Source organism: Algibacter sp. 2305UL17-15 (assembly GCF_040720935.1).
Lineage (GTDB): Bacteria > Bacteroidota > Bacteroidia > Flavobacteriales > Flavobacteriaceae > Jejuia.
This window is the reverse complement of the sequence record NZ_JBFDAE010000004.1, coordinates 242,711-263,102: the sequence shown is the minus strand read 5'-3', so window position 1 is coordinate 263,102 and position 20,392 is coordinate 242,711. Positions and strand designations below refer to the sequence as shown.

The following is a 20,392-nucleotide window of genomic DNA, read 5'->3' as shown; positions in this document are numbered from 1 at the left end:
TATTAGTATTTAATTCTAAAAAATGTTACAAAAGGCTAGCTATCTCGTTTTACCAACGCATAATAATCGCCTTCTAATGGTAAATAGCCTTGATCGTAAACAAAATAATATACCGTTCCAGCTTTTGTCGTGTAGATGCTTGTAAAGTAATTAAAATCGAAACCAGCTTCAATTAGTTTTGCACGGGAGGTTTTTGTTTTTTTATCTGGATTTAGGGTTTCCAGAATTCTGTAATTTTTCCGAAGTCGGTTATTGGTGTTTCTAATGAGGTTTTTACTGTCTTTATTAACACGATTATTATAGGCATTTCGACAGCCATCACTACAGAATTTTTTATCAATTCTGCCTACGATTTTATCGCCACATTCTGGACATTGTTTTTGCATGTTGCTTGTTTTTAATTTTATACCATCTAAAATTACTCGATTCTATCTATCTTAAAATAAGTCTTTCGGTTTCTATAGAGAATTACCAACTACCAGCATAACTTAAATCTATATCTGATGTGCTTTTGAAAAAACCATATTGGTAGTTTAATATTTGCCTGATGTGTAAATAATCATGGGCTAACCAATTTCTTAGAAAGAATCCAGCAGACAGCTCGCCTAAATCTGGATGGGTTAGAGAGCTATTCCAATTAACATCAGTTTGCATTTTTAACCATTTAATAGAAATAGTACGCTCTTCTAAAAATAGCTGAAGTGTTTGATTATAATCTCTTGAAATGTACTGATGCTCTGTTACCCATCCTTCTGGATTTATAGGCACAAGTGGTTGCGTTGGATGTTCAAGAGCATGTTTTACACTGGCTCTAAAATCATAGATTTCTTCATCCAAAAGATGACCAATAATTTCGAGTAAACACCATTTTTCTGGTTTTGGTCGCCATAAATATTGATTTTCCGTTTTGTTTTTTAGAAGATTTTCGAAAACGCTATTATTATTTTCTAGTTGCTGAATAATTCCCTTAAACTCCATATTTCCTAATAAATATGGGCTAATGTACAAAATTTTTATCCATTTACAAACGACTACAAACATTTACAAACGATTTTAAGTAAGTAATTACCGAATAAAATTTGGACGCTGTTTGATATTTGCAATGTCGAATTAATACTGGACTTGTTTCAGTAACTCATTTACAAAACGACAATTAAGTAAAATTAAAAAGACCCTGAAACGAGTTCAGGGCATGGTATTAACTGTTTAACACGCTTGCCAGCGACGGCAGGTATAAAAAATTAGAAATTATGAACGCACTTAGAAACAAAGTACAGTTGATTGGCAACTTAGGAAACGATCCAGAAATCATCAATCTTGAATCAGGTAAAACATTGGCAAAATTTAATATGGCCACAAACGAAAGCTACACCAATAACAAAGGTGAAAAAATAACAGATACCCAATGGCACAACGTTGTTGCTTGGGGTAAAACCGCTGAAATCATTGAAAAATACCTCACCAAAGGAAAAGAAGTGGCTATTGAAGGCAAACTTACATCTCGCAGTTATGACGATAAAGAGGGCAACAAACGATACATTACCGAAGTGGTTTGTAGTGAACTTTTGATGCTTGGTAAATAATAAAACCAACGTATTAAATTAAAAGCAGGGTAATCCCCTGCTTTTCTCATTTTTTTAAACGTTTAGCAGTTGAGTCAGTTTGTTTGTTAAAATCTTTTTCCACTTCACTTAAAGCATTTTTGTTTTTTGCCTAAACATCGTGTATCTGGGATGTGCTTTTTCTAAAACTTTTTTATGGCTTAGTTGGTCTGGTAGAAAAATCTGAAATTCCGATTTTTCCCATCGCTGCTTCATTTTCAAGCTTAAATTTAAATGGTATTGAGAATTTTTATGGCTTTAAGATTTTTAGAATGTAATAATATTGAATCATAGGAGATAGAAATATCATTTTCTAGCTTTTCTTTCTGAAGTTTACTTTTTAAAGATACGAAGTGATAACGGTTAGCGATTAAACGTGTCTTGAAAAGATAACAAATTATAGCTTAGATATAAACTTCGACTAATCAAATTCACCATTAATCCATTGTTCAATTAATTCTTTTGAAGGTCTTTCTACATTAGTACAAAAATAATCTTTATCACAAAATTGACATTTTTCAATCAATTCATCTATTACATTACCAATTGCAAATTCGAAAGAAACGAGGACTTTAATTAGAACATAACTCCAAAAATTTTCGATGGATTCAAATTCAGAATCTGAATGATTGCAAATTATTATCAATTCATCTTTTAGTTTTTGCTCTCTTTCTGGCCCTATATTTTCCTTAGATCTTAGCACAAAATAATAACGCAGTTTATTTCCTTTTCCTCCTAATCCTGAAGAAATAAATGCAATGGGTTCGTCCGATAATTGATGTTCTAAATTCATTCTCGCAAATTTTAGAGCGACATTTGCGAATTCTTTAAATTCCGGGTTATTATTGTTCTTAATTATTTTTTCAATTTTCCGATAGCTTTTTACATCTCCAATATCAGCAAGTCTTACCAAGTTTTCTTTATCTGAAAGCTGAATTAAATTTTCTTCAATTTCTAATTGTTTGTCATCAATCTGTTTACTTATTTTATAGAATTCTTTAATTTTATCTTGATAGATTTCACTCTCAATTACCCGAAACTCATCTGGAATTGATTCGAGTATTTTCTGAATGTCTTTTCTGTCTTGTTCTCTCATTTTCTTTTTGTTCGCACCGAATGCTCTAATATAATAGATTGGTGGGTTGTTAAGTATGTAATTTTGAAAACAAAAGCCCTTGTCAAACTGAGACTTTCGACTCCGCTCAAGACAGGCTAAAGTCGAAGTTTAAATATTCCGAAAACCAAAGCATTTCGTCACGATAACTATTGGGAGCGCTCAAAGAGACATTTGGCTAAAATAACGATTTATTAAAGAGTCTCTTCTACTTCTTCACATTATCCACATTAAAATACCCGCCCTTATTTTCAGTCCTTTCCAAAGATTGCCTGATAATTAAATGCGCCACATTAACCATGTTTCTCAGTTCACAAAGCGAGGTGGTTATTTTAGATTCCCGATATAAATCTTCAACTTCTTCATAAATCAAATCTAAATGTTTAATGGCTCTTTTTAAGCGTTTTTTGCTTCTCACAATCCCAACGTAATCTCGCATTAGGGCTTGTAATTGTTTTAGGTTGTGCTGAATTAATATATGTTCTTCTGGAATAGAAGTACCTTCATCATTCCAATCTGGAATATTAATGGCTATAGATTTATAGTCGTTTTTAGAATGGTATTTAAAAATATTATGCGCATACACCAAAGCTTCTAATAATGAATTTGAAGCCAACCTATTTGCACCATGCAAACCAGTTCTTGTACATTCCCCACAGGCAAATAAATTAGCAATGGTGGTTTTTCCTTTTTTGTTCACTTTAATACCGCCACACAAATAATGGGATGCTGGCACAACGGGAATCCAATCGGTTTTTATATCAATATGATGTTCTAAGCATTTATTATAAATATTTGGGAAATGTTCACAAAACGCATCCATATCTAAATGGGTACAATCAAGATACACATTTGGTTCGCCCGATTTTTTTAATTCACTATCTATACTTTGGGATACAATATCTCGAGACGCCAATTCGGCACGATCGTCGTAATCCAGCATAAAACGTTTGCCTTTTTTATTTCTTAAATAGGCGCCAAAACCTCTTACGGCTTCAGAAATTAAAAATGAAGATTGGCCCTTTGCATCATACAAAGCAGTTGGATGAAACTGCACAAATTCCATGTCCTTGATACGTGCTTTTGCCCTATATGCCATAGCTATGCCATCGCCAGTAGCAATTACTGGATTTGTAGTATGCCCATACACACAACCAATACCTCCAGACGCCAACAAGGTACTATTGGCTTTTATTGTAAAAATTTCTCCTGATTTCTGATTAAAAACATAAGCGCCATAACAAGTTAATTCATCTAAATCAACTTCTGGTAAATGATGGTTTGTTATTAAATCAATGGCAAAATGGTGCGGTAAAATGGAAATATTTTGTAATTGATGCGCCTTACTTAATAGTGCGCGTTCAATTTCGTAACCCGTAATATCTTTGTGATGTACAATTCTGTATTCTGAATGCCCACCTTCTTTTCCCAAATCGAACTTCCCGGAATCATTCACATCAAAATTGGCGCCCCAGAGTAGCAATTCCTCCATTCGGTCTGGACCTTCTTTAACTACCATTTCAACAACATCTTCTTTACAAAGTCCGTCGCCAGCAATTAAAGTATCTTTAATGTGTTTTTTAAAAGAATCTTCTTCTTTATTGAGAACGATTGCAACACCCCCTTGTGCATATTTAGTGTTAGATTCGTCTTCGCTTGCCTTGGTCACAATAACAACTTTCCTGTCGGGAAATTTTTCCGCAATTTTAACCGAAAACGTTAAGCCAGCAATTCCAGAACCTATCACTAAATAATCTGCAGTCATTATTTTATTTTATCAAATTGAATACTAAATCCTATTTCCGATGGTTCGGGAATAGCTATGGGGATTGGTTTCCTAAATTTTAGCCATGAATTACACTAATTAAAACGAATCTATTTGTGAATAAAAGCTAAACTACGCATTTAAATTTCACGAATGAGTCTGTCTGAAAAGTCAATATTTAGTTTAAATGTCATATTGAGCATTAACGAGAAACAAAATATTTTTTGTTTTGAAGGTACGAAGCATAGCTTTATGTAAATACCTTGCATTTCAATATATTAAAACTTCGACTACGCTCAGTTTGACAATAATCAACCACTTTTCAGACCACCTCATTTTGACAACTCCAACATGCGTTCGATAGGCAATAATGCACGTTCTCGAATTTCTTTAGGCACATCGATTTGTGGAGATTCATTCAGCATACAATCGTATAGTTTTTGAAGGGTGTTCATTTTCATAAAATGGCATTCGCTACACGCACAGGTATTATCCTCTTTTGCAGGTGCAGGCACCAATTCTGTATTGGGCACTTCTTGCTGCATTTTGTGTAAAATACCGGCCTCGGTAGCCACAATAAATTTTTGGTCCTGATGCTCTTTTACATAATTTATCATTCCAGAAGTAGAACCAATATAGGTTGCTGTATTTAAAATATGGGTTTCAGATTCTGGGTGTGCTATGATTTTATAATCTGGATATTTTTTATGCAATTCTATCAACTTTTCCATAGAAAAGGCTTCGTGAACGATACAACTCCCGTCCCAAAGCAACATGTCCCTTCCTGTTTCATTGATGATGTATTGTCCTAAATTTCTATCTGGCGCAAAAATAATTGGGGTTTCCTTCGGAATAGAATTTACAATTTTTAAAGCGTTTGATGATGTACAAACAATATCAGTTAATGCTTTAATCTCTGCGGAACAATTCACATAAGTAATCACAACATGGTCCGGATGCGCTTTTGTAAATTTCTCAAATTCTTCTGGCGGACAAGAATCTGCCAGCGAACAGCCTGCATTTAAATCTGGTAAAACCACCGTTTTATCCGGACTTAAAATTTTAGCGGTTTCTGCCATAAAATGCACACCTGCAAACACAATCATATCCGCATCGGTTTCGGCTGCTTTTTGGGACAAGCCCAAACTATCTCCAACATAATCTGCAATATCCTGTATTTCGGCTACTTGATAATAATGTGCCAAAATAACAGCGTTTTTCTCCTTTTTAAGGCGTAGTATCTCTTTTACTAAATCCATTTTAAATTCTTATGAATGGTTAATAACACACCAAATTTGGTATATTCCAACGTGTTAAGATACAAATATCTTAAATAAAAAGTTCAATAATATGTTATTCTTCTGAAAAAAGGGCACCGTTTAAGTACCCTCAATCAATTTGTGCAAATTCTAAAATATCATCAAGTAAACAGGTTAATTATTGGCAAAACCAAAATACTCGTTTTAAGAAGAAACTAACTCATTTGGTTTATTTGATATATTTTGAATATCCAAAAGCATTTGATTTAAAGTGGCTTCGCTTTTTTCTAATTCAGATTGAATCGTGTTTTTTATAGCACTAAAAACATCTTTCACTTCAACAAATAAGTTTTGGTAATACGCAATTCCCTCCTTCATATTATTGGTAAAAGTCATCAGGTATTTCTCCTCTTTTTTAGTCATTGTTATTTTAGACGCTTCAAACTTATTTTTTAAATAATCTATATAAATATGTAATTCTTTGATGAAAAGATTAGGACGATCTGTTCTGGAGATCACGTTCGCTCTTCCATATATATGGTCGGTCATGTTTTTAAGGCTCATGACTTTAGAATAATACGCCATATTAGGCCCGGGACATATTGAAACACCTTTGCCCTCAACTTTAGTATCCAAATCATAGGCTAACAATGCCGAAGTCCCCAAACCTACACAAGTACATGATTTTTCAATGATTTTATCATATGCTTTTTTATGTGCTTCAGGCTCTAAAGTTTGTTCGTTTAATGCTTTAATTTTTAGAAATTGATATTCTCTTGATGCAGTACACATCCCTTTTTCCTTAAATTCCCTGTTTAATGCCACAAACTTTTTTGGGCATGAACTCCCAGGTCTGTTTTTATCAATTAAAACCTGTTTTTCTAAATCTTTGGTATTGTCTTTTAGGTTATTAAAAGGCACGCCAAGGGGAGAAATATCACTTAAATATAAATCTTTCTCTTTTGCTTTTGCTAATTTATTTAACGTATCATCATCAACCGTAGTTGCTTCTGGCACTAATAAAAACGGACTTCCCCAACCTACGGAATCTAAATTATAATGTTCTAATAAAAATGTGTGTTCCTCTTCTGTTCCTACACCACCTTGAGCCGTAACCCCAAAACTCAATGCTTCTGATGGTACAATTTTATTTTGATTTAGAAGCTCTTGTTTTAAAACACTTTGAATGGTGTCATGCAGTTCATTTCGCCTTTCCTTAAATTCCGCTAAAACAGGTCCTAATAAATAACCATCGGTTGCAAACGCATGTCCGCCACAGTTTAAACCAGATTCAATTCTATATTCTGAAACCCACAATCCTTTTTTTGCTAAAAATTTTCCTTGGATAAGTGCCGATCTATAATCACTCACTTTTAAAATAATTCGCTTTTTAAAATTTCCGTTTTCATCTGGAAAAAAATCATCAAATTGAGACATATAGGCAAATAACCTAGGATTCATTCCTGCGGATAAAACAACTGAAGAATTCAATTTACTATTTGCAAAACCTCTAAAAGCAGCATGCGCATCGTTATATTCAACAGACAGTTTTTCGTCTTTCTTGTAGTTATCCTTATCTACTTTGGTCATGATATTTACATCAATACTTCCAGCAGTTAACGATTCACTTGCCCATTTTTTGATTTCAGAAAAACTAAACCCTTTTTCCGTCATCTTTTTAAATTCGGCTTTAAGCTTAGAACCATCGGGAAGCATGTTTATATAAGCGAAAAGAGCTTCACTTTTATCTGATGTTATGTTTTTTAAAGACTCAAATTTTTCGTCCACCAAATCGCTCATCATATTTAAATAAGACGTAATTCTTTTGGCTCTAAAATCTTCAATTTTATCAGTAATTTCGGTATAAGGCATTTTGAATTTTTCGCTGTACATCTTTCTTAATTTTTCCAGAAGAATATCATCTACCAGAGAAATTACAGAATCCATACCGTATTGCGCCACTTTTAATGGCGAGTCTATTGTAAAACCAATTCCCATTACGGGAATATGAAATGAATGTGCTTTTTTCATAATTATTAAATTAATCGGCAAAGATAAAACTAGTAACCCCCTTAGAACATGACATTTATCATACTCTCAGTATTGTGTTTCTTTATAAAAAAATAAAATAGCTTAATTATTATAGAAAAAAAGTCCTCTTTTTAGATTAAGATAATTAGCAAGAAACAGCCATAGCCCCCGTTTTATTTAATTATTCACAATAAGAATTCGGGAAACATCAAAAATTGATAAAACTTAAAATCATGTGGGTGGTTCAGTAAACCTTTAGTATTTTTATGGCTAATTTTTACTCAAACTGAATTATGTCTGTAGAACCAAAGTTAACGAGATTCAATCAAACCGTTTTGTCAAAATATCAAATATACAACAGTATATTTATGACCCTGCCCTTTGATGCTGTTACAAAAACGGGGGTCTTATTGCCGTTGTTTCATGAAACTTGTGAAAAAGGTTTTAAAAAAGGAGACAACCCTACTACAATAGTAGAAGCATTTTTCTCGAAATACCAAGCGCGAAGAAATAAGGAAAGCCAAATAAACCTATTGTTCAGGTTTATTCAATATATCGAAAGACAAGTAGTTTTATTTGATGCCATAGAAGATGCTGCTTTTCCTGTGGTAAACAATATGGATGGCATTGGGACACTAAGAAACCTTAAAGGCTCTGCTACTTCCGAAGGAAATATAGAAGAATTAAAAGCATATCTTGAAGAATTCAAAGTCCGTATCGTTTTAACGGCACATCCTACGCAATTTTATCCAGGTTCGGTTCTTGGGATCATTACCGATTTAACAAAGGCAATTGAGGAAAATGACCTTTCAGGAATAAGCAATCTGTTCGGGCAATTAGGAAAAACACCTTTCTTTAAACATAAAAAACCAACTCCATACGACGAAGCAAAAAGCTTAATTTGGTATTTGGAAAATGTATTTTATCAATCTTTTGGCGACATTTACAATTACATTCAAACTAACATATATGCCGACGGAAAGAAGCACAACGATATTATAAATATTGGGTTTTGGCCTGGTGGAGATAGAGACGGAAACCCTTTTGTTAAGCCAAAAACAACCCTGAAAGTTGCTGCAAAACTTAAAAAATCCATTCTTAAAAAATATTATGGAGATTTAAAGAATTTAAGACGCAAACTTACTTTTAGAGGTGTTGAGGAGCGCATTATACGTTTAGAAACCATACTGTATGACTACAGTATTGATTTAAAAACGAAAAAGAAAATTACCGTAAAAGAACTGATAAAGGAGTTACTAAGTATTAGAGATGTCGTAGTTGAACAACACCAATCTCTGTATGTTAACGACATTAACAACCTGATAAATAGAGTGCATCTTTTTGGTTTTAGATTTGCGACATTAGATATAAGACAGGATAGTAGAATCCACCACTCGGTTTTTACAACTGTAATAGATCATTTAATAGAAAGAGGTAATTCTTCATTTCCTGCCAATTATCATGATTTATCTGAAAGCGAGCAAGTAGAAATTCTCTCAAAAGCCAATGACGATATAGATGATTTAGATGTTTTTGATGATGAAATGACCAGGAATACTCTTAAAACCATTGCCATAATTAAAGACATTCAAAAAAGTAATGGTGAGCGTGGCGCTAATAGATACATCATTAGCAATAACCAAACAGCACTAAACGTCATGCAATTATTCGCCATGTTAAAAATAGTGGCTTTTAAAGACAATCTTACTGTTGACGTTACACCTTTATTTGAGACTATTCCAGATTTAGAAGACGCCCCTGCCGTTATGGAACAATTGTACCAAAACCCTGCGTATATGGCACATTTAAAAGCCAGAGGCAACAAACAGAATATCATGCTCGGATTTTCTGATGGCACCAAAGATGGTGGCTATTTAATGGCGAACTGGGGCATTTACAAAGCCAAAGAATTGTTGACTGAAATATCCAGAAAATATGATATTACTGCAATATTCTTTGATGGTCGTGGCGGACCGCCAGCAAGAGGTGGTGGAAAAACGCATAACTTCTACTCATCTTTAGGCCCTACAATTGAAGACAAAGAAGTACAGATTACCATTCAAGGACAAACGGTAAGCTCTAATTTCGGGACTTTAAATTCGTCGCAATACAACTTAGAACAACTGATAAGTTCTGGTATTAAAAACAGAATTGATGGAGAGAAAAACAAATTATCTGATGACGATAGATTTGTAATGAATGACCTTGCAGTAACTAGTTATGAAACTTATAAAGACTTTAAAAACCACCCAATGTTCATACCCTATTTGGAGCGTATGAGTACTTTAAAATACTATGCAAAAACCAATATTGGGAGTCGTCCTTCTAAAAGAGGAAATTCAGATAAATTAGTGTTTTCAGATTTAAGGGCCATTCCCTTTGTAGGTTCTTGGAGCCAGTTAAAACAAAATGTACCTGGTTTTTATGGTGTAGGTACTGCCTTAAAACAATACGAAGACAGAGGTGAATTTGAAAAAGTAGAACAACTTTACAACAATTCTAAATTCTTTAAAACATTGTTGGAAAACAGTATGATGTCATTAACAAAATCATTCTTTGATTTAACGAAATACATGGCACAAGACGAAGAGTTTGGTGATTTCTGGAAAATTATTTTCACAGAATACGAAACCACTAAACGCTTACTTTTAAAGCTTACCGGCTATAAAGAACTAATGGAGAACGAACCAGCCGGAAAAGCATCTATTCAGGTTAGAGAGAATATTGTTTTACCATTATTAACTATTCAACAGTTTGCCTTGAAGAAAATTCAAGAACTTGAAAAAGCAGGTGTTGCTAAAGATGATCCTGAAAAGATTATTTACGAAAAAATTGTAACGCGTTCTTTATTTGGTAATATTAATGCAAGTAGGAACTCCGCGTAATTAGAATACTTATATAAAATTAAAAAAACGCTTCTTCTATGTTTAGAATAAGCGTTTTTTTTGCTGAAATGGCATAAATTCTATTTCAAAGTATCTCCGCCACGCTCACCTGTTCTAATCCTGTAGCATTCTTCTATATTTGAAACAAAAATTTTACCATCACCTACATGACCAGTACCCGCAGATCTAATAATAGCCTGAATTGTGGCAGCTTCAAAATCGTCATTTATAACAATTGAAAGATACCTACGCTGGATATCGCTGGTACTATATTTAACACCTCTATAAACGTGCCCTTCCTTTTCGTTCCCTATCCCGGTAACGTCCCAATAGGAAAAAAAATTAACTCCAACTTCATGAAGCGCTTCTTTCACTATACTGTACTTTGACTTTCTAATAATTGCTTCTATTTTCTTCATGATGATAGTTTTTTTAATCGTTATTATAAAGGTAAAAAATAATAATTTTAACTGAAGTGAAGTCTGAAACAAAAAATGCCCCACGAAACCGTGAGGCATTTTAACACAAACTAACTAAACTAATTAAGAATTAATGCTCGTTCAATCGGAAATCTGGATATGCATCCATGCCGTGTTCGTGAGCATCTAAGCCTTCTAATTCTTCTCTTTCAGAAACTCTTATTCCCATCGTTTTCTTCAATGTGAATATAATAAGGAAAGATGAGACAATACAAAATGCTGCATAACAAGCAACACCTGTTAATTGAATTAAAAACGTATGATCTGGATTGGTTGAAAATATACCAACTGCTAAAGTTCCCCAAATACCACATATTAAGTGTACAGCTATAGCTCCAACTGGATCATCTAATTTTATAGCATCTATAAAAGATACTGCAAAAACAATAAGCGCACCTGCTATTCCACCAATTATTATAGCACTTTCTGGCGTCATCACATCAGCACCAGCAGTAATACCAACTAATCCTCCTAAAATACCATTTAAAAACATCGTTAAATCTAAGTTTTTATATCTCAAGAAGTTAACTAAAGCAGCAATTACACCACCTGAAGCAGCAGCTAAACAAGTTGTCACTAAAGTTAATGATGTTAATTCTGGATCGGCAGAAAGCACAGAACCTCCATTAAATCCAAACCATCCTAACCAAAGTATTAAAACACCAGCAGTTGCCAAAGGAATGTTATGCCCTGGGATCGCTTGAGGTTTTCCGTTTTTAAATTTCCCAATACGAGAACCAAGTAAGTAAACAGCAACTAAAGCTGCCCATCCACCAACAGAGTGTACAAGTGTAGAACCTGCGAAATCATAGAACCCCATTTGATCTAGGAATCCTCCACCCCATTTCCATGAGCCAGCAATTGGATAAACCAATCCAACATATATTACTGTAAAAATCATAAATGCTCCAATCTTCATACGTTCTGCGACAGCACCGGAAACAATTGTTGCAGCGGTTGCGGCAAACATGCCTTGGAATAAGAAATCTGTCCACCAGGTGTAGCCACCATCAGCATATTCTGGAGTCATTCCGTTTTCAGGAGGTGCTATACCAAATCCTGCAAAATCAAATACGCCTGCAGAACCTTCTGCAAAACCGGGATACATTAAGTTAAACCCTGCAATATAATATAACAACAATCCTACTGTTATAATAAATATATTCTTGAATAAAATATTAATTGTGTTTTTTTGTCTTGTTAACCCAATTTCTAAAAATGCAAAACCTGTGTGCATAAAGAAAACGAGTGCAGTACAGATCATCATCCATACGTTATTTGCTGTAAATAATCCTTCCATAATTATAAAAGTTTTTTTTAAATGTTATTATTTTAAAGTGTCACCACCTTTTTCTCCTGTTCTTATTCTGTAACATTCATTGATGTCTGAGACAAATATTTTACCGTCTCCAACTTCTCCCGTACTTGCAGCTTCAAGAAGCGTTTTAATGGTTATTTCTTCAAAATCATCATTTACAACTATTGATAATTGTCTGCGTTGAATATCACTCGTGCTATAAGACACACCTCTGTAAACATGACCTTCTTTTTCATTTCCTAAACCAGTAACATCCCAGTAAGAGAAAAAGTTTACGCCAACATTGTGCAATGCATCTCTAACCGCACTATACTTGGACTTTCTTATAATTGCTTCAATTTTTTTCATATTTAAATGTGTTTAATTGATTAGTATATAGAATTAAGTAGTCTCTAAGTAAATTTAAAGACTACTTAATATTTATAATTTAGAATGAGTAGATTGCAGCTAGCACAAAAGAACCTAAGCTTTTAGATGGCATTAAATCGTTATCCATAAAAGTTCCGTCCTCACTTGCAGAATCCAATCTAAGTTCTGGCTTAATAGTTAAATTATCTATCTCTAAACTCCCTGTTAGAGTTACAGCAAAGACAGAAGCATCTCCATTAGTATCATAAGTTCCAATGGCTCCTGAACCACCATCGGCCTCCATAAAATACTCCCCTCTTAAACCAATAGTAAAAGCATCAGAAGTAGCCAACTGAGGGTATAAAGCGACACCTGCAAAAGAACCACCATCTACAGAACCAACATCTTCATTTTTCAAATAAGCCGCATTGATTCCCAAGTAAAAATCATCAGACAGATCAAACCCACCCGTAAAATCAATTTCAGTAAAAGAAGGATCAATTAATACATTTAAGTACTGACCAGAATATCCTAATTGCGCTCCAAATGCATAATCACCTGTGGCGTTAAATTCCGTAGCATCAGTATCATTCATAACACCCAACATTAAACTAAAATCTTCAGACAATGCAATATCAGCTTTTAATCCTGTATGGCTAAAAGGACCATAAGAGAACAAGTAAGATGTACTGTAGTTAAAGTTTGCAGTTGGAGAAATAACCTCATACCCTAAAAAGGTATTAAAGTTACCCATTGTTAAAGTTACGGATTCACTAACATTCCAGTAAGCGTAAAGTTGGTTTACAATATTACCTGTAGATAATGTAGCACTTGTAGGAGCTACAGCAGGCGAACCAAAAATAGCATCAGTACCTCTTGGTCCAAATACTAAATCGGCAACAAAACCTACTTTTTCGCCTTCATAAGACATAACAACATTTGCCATACCTAAAGCAAAACCTGGTAAATTAGCGAAAGACGATCCTGGGGCAATTGCGTTTTCATCATTTGGAGCATTTAAGTTTGCTCTATAGTATGCATCCACACTACCACTAACACTAAATTTTTTTTCTTCAGCCTCTTGAGCAAATAATATACTTGCTGTAAAAAGCATTGTAAGAGTCAATAATTTTTTCATAATGTTTAAATTTTGGTTATTAATTTTTAAAATTTATTTCCTTAAGACGGGGCTAAACTATTTAAAAAAGATATGTCCCCCTAAAAAAACAGGGGCATTATCTGCACTTTTATTGTTTTTTTAGTTTTACCCCTAAATTTTTAGGGGTATCATGTTATTTTTGAAATTTTATGAATAATCAGCAATTAAAGAGTTTGAATAATTGTCAGGTTTTCTGCCTTTTTTGTGCTATTCTTTCTAAGAAAATCAATATTTCTTCGTTTTATTTCACGAATTCCTATTTATAGATATATTATCGATTGAATATTTAGTAAAATATCTCGTTATTATTGATATAAACCCATTTTTAGGTTCACTTCGATTAAAAAATCGAAATAATGAAATCCGCATTATTGTAATTCGAAACCTAGGGCGTATCTTAGCGTCTCAACTCGAGTTTTAACTAATATTTTGTTGATTATGCTGAAGAAACAAGGACTATATTCCCCAGAATTTGAACATGAAAATTGTGGTGCTGGTTTTATTTGTAATCTTAAAGGAGAAAAAACAAATCAAATCATACATGACGCACTAGAAATTCTAGTGAAGTTAGAGCACCGTGGCGGTGTTAGTGCAGATGGAAAAACAGGTGATGGTGCTGGTTTGTTAATTGACATCCCTCACGATTATTTTAAGCGTGTTTGTGATTTTAAAATCCCAGAACAAAGAGAATATGCCGTGGGAATGGTTTTTTTACCAAAAACTTCAAATCAATACAAATACTGTAAAGATACTTTTGAAAACGAAATAAAAACTCAGGGATTAACTGTTTTGGGATGGAGAGAAGTTCCTGTGGACTCAACACAGTTAGGACAAATTGCTTTAGCTTCTGAACCAAAGATTGAGCAATTGTTTGTTGGTAAAACCGAAACTATTGACGAAGCTACGTTTAAGGCTAAATTATACGCTGCTCGTAAAATTGCCGAACATGCCATTAGAAAATCAAAAATCTCTGAAAGCGGTTATTTCTATGTCCCTAGTTTATCAAATACAACCATAATATATAAAGGTATTATCATGCCTGAAGATATTGGCCCCTATTATACCGATTTACAACAAATAGATTTAGTAACGCGATTGGCATTGGTGCACCAACGCTTTTCTACTAATACAATGCCTACTTGGGAATTGGCGCAACCGTTCCGCCACATGTGTCAGAATGGTGAAATTAATACCCTTCGTGGTAATGTAAGCCGCATGCGTGTTCGTGAAGAAATTATGAAAAGTGATGTTTTCGGGCCACAAATAGATAAATTATTCCCTATAATATTACCAGGAAAATCAGATTCGGCCTCTATGGATATGGTGGTTGAATTATTAACACATACAGGACGCTCATTACCCGAAATCATGATGATGATGATTCCTGAAGCATGGGAAAAGCACGCTACCATGTCTGAAGAACGTAAAGCGTTTTACGAATACAACGCCTGTATCATGGAGCCTTGGGATGGCCCTGCATCTGTGCCTTTTACAGATGGCGATTATATTGGTGCATTATTAGACAGAAACGGATTAAGACCTTCAAGATATACGGTTACTAAAAGTGGAAAATTGATCATGTCTTCTGAAATTGGTGTTGTAGAAGTTGCACCAGAGGATGTTAAAGAACACGGAAGATTAGAACCGGGAAAAATGTTCTTGGTGGATATGAACGAGGGACGCATCATTGGAGATGAAGAAATAAAAAGCAAAATAGTCTCAGAAAGACCTTATAAAGAGTGGTTAGACAAAACGCGCTTACATTTAAAAGACGTTCCTTATACTAGCGAAACTTGCCCTATTGAAACTATAGATATAAAAACACGTCAACGTTTATTCAACTATACGTTTGAAGATATTCAAGAGGTTATTACACCAATGGCACAAGTTGGCAAAGAAGCTCTGGGATCTATGGGTATTGATACACCTTTAGCTGTTTTATCTGATAGACCTCAACTCATTTCTAACTATTTCAAACAATTATTCGCTCAGGTAACAAACCCGCCTTTAGATGGTATTCGTGAAGAAATTGTTACAGACATTAGTTTAAACTTAGGAAAAGACAGAAATATTTTCAGCATTACAGAAAGACAATGTAGAAAACTACGAATTCAAAACCCTGTTATTTCCAATGGCGATTTAGAAAAAATCAGAACCATTGATATTGACGGTTTTCAAGCTGAAACCATCCAAATGCTTTATCCAAAAGCACAGGGTATGAATGGTTTAGAAGATGCACTTGACGATATTATTATTCAAATTGAAAAAGCCTTATTAAGAAAAACGAATATTATCATTCTTTCCGATAGAGGCGTAAATCAAGAATTTGCCCCTATCCCTGCTTTATTGGCGTGTTCTTATGTAAACCATCAATTGAATCGTTTACGTAAGCGTTCTTATTTCGATATTATTATTGAATCTGCAGAACCTCGCGAACCGCATCATTTTGCAACCTTATTTGGTTATGGCGCTTCTGCTATCAACCCGTATATGGTTAACGAAATTATCAGAATGCAAGTTAAAGAAGGCTTCATTACTGATATGGACGAGCAAAAAGCAGTCGATAATTTCAATAAAGCGATTGGAAAAGGCATTCTAAAAGTGATGAATAAAATTGGAATCTCGACATTACACTCGTATAGAGGTTCTCAAATTTTCGAAATTGTTGGTTTCAATTCCCAATTCGTTGAAAAATATTTTCCTTATACAGCTTCAAGGATAGAAGGTATCGGTTTATATGAAATTGAAAAAGAAATTGACCAACGTTACAAACAAGCCTATCCAGATAATTCTATCGATAAAAATCTAGGATTGAACATTGGAGGCGATTACAGATGGAGACGTAATGGCGAACGTCATTTATTCAACCCAACTACAGTAGCAAAACTGCAACAAGCCGTTAGATTGAGCGATCAAGCGAGTTATGATGTGTATGCAAAAGCCATAAACGAGCAATCTGAAAACTTAATGACCATTCGTGGTTTATTTGAGTTTGACAATCTGGACCCTATTCCTTTAGAAGAAGTAGAACCATGGACAGAGATTGTAAAAAAGTTTAAAACCGGAGCGATGTCTTACGGGTCTATTTCTCGCGAAGCACATGAAAATTTAGCTATTGCCATGAATCGTATTGGTGGAAAATCTAATTCTGGTGAAGGTGGAGAGGACAGAAAACGTTTTCAAAAAGACGTTAATGGCGACAGTCGTAATTCAGCAATAAAACAAGTCGCATCTGGTCGTTTTGGGGTAACATCGCATTACCTAACTAATGCCAGAGAGATTCAAATAAAAATGGCACAAGGTGCTAAACCAGGAGAAGGTGGACAATTACCAGGGTATAAAGTATTACCATGGATTGCTGCGGCTAGAAACTCAACACCTTTTGTAGGATTGATTTCTCCGCCACCGCATCACGATATTTATTCTATTGAAGATTTGGCACAATTAATTTTCGATTTAAAAAACGCAAATCGCGAAGCTAGAATTAATGTGAAATTAGTATCGGAAGTTGGTGTTGGTACCATTGCAGCTGGTGTTGCTAAAGCAAAAGCCGATGTGGTATTAATAGCTGGATATGATGGTGGTACTGGAGCTTCTCCATTAACATCATTAAAACATGCCGGTTTACCTTGGGAACTTGGTTTAGCTGAAGCACAACAAACCTTAGTACTAAACAATTTAAGAAGTAGAATTGTTGTAGAATGTGATGGCCAGTTAAAAACGGGTCGTGATGTAGCTATAGCAGCTTTATTAGGTGCTGAAGAATTTGGTTTTGCAACCGCTCCTTTAGTAGCCTCGGGTTGTATTATGATGCGTAAGTGTCACTTAAACACCTGTCCGGTTGGAATCGCCACTCAAGATAAAGAGTTGCGTAAAAACTTTAAGGGCACTCCTGAGCATGTTATTAATTTCTTCTACTACATTGCTGAAGAATTAAGAGGAATCATGGCACAGTTAGGATTCAGAACCTTAGCTGAAATGGTAGGGCAAACCCATAAAATAAACGCTAATAAAGCCATTAAGCATTATAAAGCTAAAGGTTTAGATTTATCGAGCATATTGCACAGACCTGCTGCGTACAGAGAACTTACGGTAAGAAATAGCGAAGCACAAGATCATAATTTAGAAAACGTTTTAGATTTTAAGATATTAAAAGATTCGCACAGAGCTTTATATAGAAAAGAAAAAACGACGCTGGCCTACCCAATAAACAATATTAACCGTACCGTTGGTGCTATTGTAAGTAACGAGGTTTCTAAAGTTTACGGACATCTAGGTTTACCTGAAGACACCTTAAACATCAACTTTACTGGTTCTGCAGGACAAAGTTTTGGTGCTTTTGGAGCGCATGGATTAACCTTTATCTTGGAAGGAAATACAAACGATTATTTGGGCAAAGGATTATCTGGCGCTAAATTGATTGTTAAAAAACCAGCTAAAGCAGATTTTATTGCTGAAAACAATATTATAATTGGTAATGTATGTTTGTTTGGAGCCGTTGAAGGTGAAGCTTATATAAACGGAATTGCAGGAGAACGTTTTGCGGTTAGAAACTCTGGAGCAACAACCGTTGTTGAAGGCGTTGGAGATCATTGTTGTGAATACATGACAGGAGGAAAAGTAATCGTGCTAGGTAAAACTGGAAGAAACTTTGCTGCAGGAATGAGTGGTGGTATTGCTTATGTTTACGATCCTGACAACAAATTTGTAAACGGATTATGTAATACAGAAACTATAGAGTTTGAAGCTATTACAAGTGAAGATGCAGCAGATTTAAAACAAACTATTGAAAAGCACGCACTTTATACGGATAGTAAACTTGGAAAACAATTATTATCTGATTGGGATGCAAGTTTAGGGAATTTTGTAAAAGTGATGCCAATTGAATACAAACGTGCATTGGAACGTTTAGAGACTGAAGAACCAATGGTAGAAGAATTAACAACAGCATAGTGTCATGGGAAAAGTAACTGGATTTAAAGAATTTGAAAGACAAGATGAAGCTTATGCGCCTGTAGAAAGTCGTGTAAAACATTATAAAGAATTTACGGTACCATTAAATGAACCCGAACTACAAAAACAAGGATCTCGTTGTATGGATTGTGGTATTCCGTTTTGCCATAGTGGTTGCCCATTAGGAAATTTAATTCCTGATTTTAATCATATGGTACACCAAGGCGAGTGGCAAAAAGCCTCTTGGCTATTACATTCAACAAATAATTTTCCTGAGTTTACAGGTCGTTTATGTCCTGCACCATGTGAGCAATCATGTGTATTAGGTATTATAGAAGACCCCGTATCTATAGAAAATATTGAAAAGAACATCGTTGAGCGTGCCTTTAAAGAAGGCTGGATAAAACCACAACCTCCAAAAACAAGAACGGGTAAAACTATTGCTATTGTTGGTTCTGGACCTGCTGGTTTAGCTGCTGCACAACAATTAAACAGAGCTGGACATACTGTAACTGTTTTTGAGCGCGATGACGAAATTGGAGGCTTATTACGTTACGGAATCCCTAATTTCAAAATGGAAAAGGAAATTATAGACCGCCGTTTAAAGATTTTAGAAGCTGAAGGCATCACGTTTAAAACCAATGTTAATGTTGGCGTTAATTATGATGTTAAAGATTTAAAAGCATTTGACTCCGTAGTTCTTTGTGGTGGCGCAACAGAAAGACGAAGCTTACCAACACCCGGTATTGATGCCGATGGCGTGGTACAGGCCATGGATTTCTTAACGCAGCAAACTAAAGTATTATTCGGCAAGAAGGTCGAAAATCAAGTTTTAGCAACCGATAAAAACGTTATAGTGATTGGTGGTGGCGATACAGGATCAGATTGTGTGGGTACATCTAACCGACAAGGTGCAAAAACAGTAGTTAATTTTGAGATTATGCCAAAACCTCCCGGACATCGTTCGCCAACGACACCTTGGCCTTTTTGGCCGTTACAGTTAAAAACATCGTCTTCTCATCAAGAGGGTGTAGAACGCAACTGGTTAATCAATACCAAAGAGTTTGTAAAAGATAAAAACGGAAAATTAACTGCATTAAAAACGATAAATGTGGAATGGAAAATGGTTCCTGGAGAACGTCCACAACTTATAGAAATTGAAGGTACAGAAAAAACATGGCCATGTGATTTAGCTTTATTGGCACTTGGTTTTACAGGACCTGAAAGCACCCTTGCAGATAAATTAGGGATTAAAACTGATGCCCGTTCTAATTATAAAGCAGAATACGGAAAGTATCAAACCAATGTTCCAAATATATTTACTGCTGGCGATATGCGTCGTGGACAATCTTTAATTGTTTGGGCCATTTCTGAAGGTAGGGAAGCTGCTAGACAGGTAGATTTATATTTAATGGGTAAATCTAATTTACCATCTAAGGATGTTTCTGGCGATTTGGTGGCGATGTAAAAAAATACGCTT

14 protein-coding genes are annotated in these 20,392 nt (G+C 34.8%); 4 read left to right on the top strand and 10 right to left on the bottom strand.

From position 1 onward, the window contains the following. Positions 1-35: 35 nt before the first annotated feature. Positions 36-386, bottom strand: coding sequence for a hypothetical protein (locus ABXQ82_RS06375; protein ID WP_367056568.1), 351 nt, complete (start codon positions 384-386; stop codon positions 36-38). Positions 387-468: 82 nt separating this feature from the next. Continuing rightward, on the bottom strand, positions 469-1,008 hold the full coding sequence (locus tag ABXQ82_RS06370) for a DinB family protein (protein ID WP_367056565.1): 540 nt from the start codon (positions 1,006-1,008) through the stop codon (positions 469-471). A 242-nt stretch (positions 1,009-1,250) separates the two neighbouring features. On the opposite strand from ABXQ82_RS06370, the gene ssb reads away from it, so the two are divergent. Further along, positions 1,251-1,583 (top strand): single-stranded DNA-binding protein, encoded by a 333-nt coding sequence (gene ssb, locus ABXQ82_RS06365; protein ID WP_367056563.1) that lies wholly within the window; start codon positions 1,251-1,253, stop codon positions 1,581-1,583. A gap of 439 nt (positions 1,584-2,022) precedes the next feature. On the opposite strand, the gene ABXQ82_RS06360 is transcribed toward ssb, so the two are convergent. From ABXQ82_RS06360 to ABXQ82_RS06345, 4 genes are all read right to left on the bottom strand, one after another. Continuing rightward, entirely contained in the window at positions 2,023-2,697 is a 675-nt protein-coding gene (locus ABXQ82_RS06360; RefSeq protein ID WP_367056560.1) for a hypothetical protein, read from the bottom strand. 226 nt (positions 2,698-2,923) lie between these two features. Then, the gene (gene nadB / locus ABXQ82_RS06355) at positions 2,924-4,480 is read right to left on the bottom strand and encodes an L-aspartate oxidase (protein WP_367056558.1); all 1,557 of its coding nucleotides are present in this window, start codon (positions 4,478-4,480) and stop codon (positions 2,924-2,926) included. Positions 4,481-4,812: 332 nt separating this feature from the next. Next, a complete protein-coding gene (nadA, locus tag ABXQ82_RS06350) occupies positions 4,813-5,739 on the bottom strand; it encodes a quinolinate synthase NadA (RefSeq protein ID WP_367056556.1) in 927 nt (308 codons plus the stop codon). A 204-nt stretch (positions 5,740-5,943) separates the two neighbouring features. Next, on the bottom strand, positions 5,944-7,770 hold the full coding sequence (locus tag ABXQ82_RS06345) for a hypothetical protein (RefSeq protein WP_367056554.1): 1,827 nt from the start codon (positions 7,768-7,770) through the stop codon (positions 5,944-5,946). Positions 7,771-8,063: 293 nt separating this feature from the next. On the opposite strand from ABXQ82_RS06345, the gene ABXQ82_RS06340 reads away from it, so the two are divergent. Further along, positions 8,064-10,655 (top strand): phosphoenolpyruvate carboxylase, encoded by a 2,592-nt coding sequence (locus ABXQ82_RS06340; protein WP_367056551.1) that lies wholly within the window; start codon positions 8,064-8,066, stop codon positions 10,653-10,655. An 80-nt stretch (positions 10,656-10,735) separates the two neighbouring features. Here the strand turns inward: ABXQ82_RS06340 and ABXQ82_RS06335 are convergent, their stop codons facing one another. The 4 genes from ABXQ82_RS06335 to ABXQ82_RS06320 all read right to left on the bottom strand — a co-directional run bounded on the left by ABXQ82_RS06335 (position 10,736) and on the right by ABXQ82_RS06320 (position 13,938). Then, positions 10,736-11,074, bottom strand: coding sequence for a P-II family nitrogen regulator (locus ABXQ82_RS06335; protein WP_367056548.1), 339 nt, complete (start codon positions 11,072-11,074; stop codon positions 10,736-10,738). Between the two features lie 130 nt (positions 11,075-11,204). After that, entirely contained in the window at positions 11,205-12,434 is a 1,230-nt protein-coding gene (gene amt / locus ABXQ82_RS06330; protein ID WP_367056545.1) for an ammonium transporter, read from the bottom strand. Positions 12,435-12,461: 27 nt separating this feature from the next. Next, the gene (locus tag ABXQ82_RS06325; RefSeq protein ID WP_367056542.1) at positions 12,462-12,800 is read right to left on the bottom strand and encodes a P-II family nitrogen regulator; all 339 of its coding nucleotides are present in this window, start codon (positions 12,798-12,800) and stop codon (positions 12,462-12,464) included. Between the two features lie 79 nt (positions 12,801-12,879). Then, the gene (locus ABXQ82_RS06320) at positions 12,880-13,938 is read right to left on the bottom strand and encodes a porin (protein ID WP_367056539.1); all 1,059 of its coding nucleotides are present in this window, start codon (positions 13,936-13,938) and stop codon (positions 12,880-12,882) included. Positions 13,939-14,397: 459 nt separating this feature from the next. Between ABXQ82_RS06320 and gltB the strand changes: the two genes are divergently transcribed. Both gltB and ABXQ82_RS06310 read left to right on the top strand, forming a co-directional pair. Continuing rightward, the gene (gltB, locus tag ABXQ82_RS06315) at positions 14,398-18,912 is read left to right on the top strand and encodes a glutamate synthase large subunit (protein WP_367056536.1); all 4,515 of its coding nucleotides are present in this window, start codon (positions 14,398-14,400) and stop codon (positions 18,910-18,912) included. A 4-nt stretch (positions 18,913-18,916) separates the two neighbouring features. Beyond that, positions 18,917-20,380, top strand: a complete 1,464-nt coding sequence (locus ABXQ82_RS06310) for a glutamate synthase subunit beta (protein ID WP_367056533.1) — start codon at positions 18,917-18,919, stop codon at positions 20,378-20,380. Positions 20,381-20,392: the final 12 nt, after the last annotated feature.

Bases quoted from the DNA above. Each gene is read 5' to 3' on its own strand.
- ABXQ82_RS06375 (WP_367056568.1), bottom strand. From the start codon at position 386: ATGCAAAAACAATGTCCAGAATGTGGCGATAAAATCGTAGGCAGAATT.
- ssb (WP_367056563.1), top strand. From the start codon at position 1,251: ATGAACGCACTTAGAAACAAAGTACAGTTGATTGGCAACTTAGGAAAC.
- ABXQ82_RS06360 (WP_367056560.1), bottom strand. From the start codon at position 2,697: ATGAGAGAACAAGACAGAAAAGACATTCAGAAAATACTCGAATCAATT.
- nadB (WP_367056558.1), bottom strand. From the start codon at position 4,480: ATGACTGCAGATTATTTAGTGATAGGTTCTGGAATTGCTGGCTTAACG.
- nadA (WP_367056556.1), bottom strand. From the start codon at position 5,739: ATGGATTTAGTAAAAGAGATACTACGCCTTAAAAAGGAGAAAAACGCT.
- ABXQ82_RS06345 (WP_367056554.1), bottom strand. From the start codon at position 7,770: ATGAAAAAAGCACATTCATTTCATATTCCCGTAATGGGAATTGGTTTT.
- ABXQ82_RS06340 (WP_367056551.1), top strand. From the start codon at position 8,064: ATGTCTGTAGAACCAAAGTTAACGAGATTCAATCAAACCGTTTTGTCA.
- ABXQ82_RS06335 (WP_367056548.1), bottom strand. From the start codon at position 11,074: ATGAAGAAAATAGAAGCAATTATTAGAAAGTCAAAGTACAGTATAGTG.
- amt (WP_367056545.1), bottom strand. From the start codon at position 12,434: ATGGAAGGATTATTTACAGCAAATAACGTATGGATGATGATCTGTACT.
- ABXQ82_RS06325 (WP_367056542.1), bottom strand. From the start codon at position 12,800: ATGAAAAAAATTGAAGCAATTATAAGAAAGTCCAAGTATAGTGCGGTT.
- ABXQ82_RS06320 (WP_367056539.1), bottom strand. From the start codon at position 13,938: ATGAAAAAATTATTGACTCTTACAATGCTTTTTACAGCAAGTATATTA.
- gltB (WP_367056536.1), top strand. From the start codon at position 14,398: ATGCTGAAGAAACAAGGACTATATTCCCCAGAATTTGAACATGAAAAT.
- ABXQ82_RS06310 (WP_367056533.1), top strand. From the start codon at position 18,917: ATGGGAAAAGTAACTGGATTTAAAGAATTTGAAAGACAAGATGAAGCT.